Consider the following 439-nt stretch of genomic DNA (forward strand, 5'->3'; position numbering starts at 1 on the left):
CGATACGCATGCGGGTTCCCCGGCGTGGCGTGCGATGCAATCGTGCTGATGACACGATAGGCGACGGATGCCCGCATGCGCAACCGCGCCGCGCATCAGCAAGTTCCTTGCCCGCAGAGCCCGATATGGCGCCATTTCAGCCGCTCCGGCACGCTGGCGTTTGCGCAAAGCCTGTCGATTTGACAACGCTGTCGGCGTCTCTTTTTCTGCACTGGCTTTCCGCGACGTCCGCGAAGAAGCCGTCCAATCCATCCACCGCTACTTCACCGAGCAGTTGGACGAGCGCATCGGCAACATCCAGGCCGGTGCGCTGCTCAGTTTCTTTCTGGAAGAGATTGGCCCGGTGGTCTACAACCCTGCCGTGCGGGAGGCCCAGGAACGCCTGCAGACGCGCGTGGCCGAGCTGGACTACGAGTGCCACCAGGAGCCGTTCCAGTAC

1 protein-coding gene is annotated in these 439 nt (G+C 63.1%); it reads left to right on the forward strand.

From position 1 onward, the window contains the following. Window positions 1–67: 67 nt before the first annotated feature. Window positions 68–439, forward strand: a 372-nt coding sequence (locus FL311_RS43690; RefSeq protein WP_141333602.1) for a DUF2164 domain-containing protein, incomplete at its 3' end; no start/stop codon positions are given.

The sequence above is a fragment of the Myxococcus sp. AB025B genome (assembly GCF_006518215.1).
GTDB lineage: Bacteria > Myxococcota > Myxococcia > Myxococcales > Myxococcaceae > Myxococcus > Myxococcus fulvus.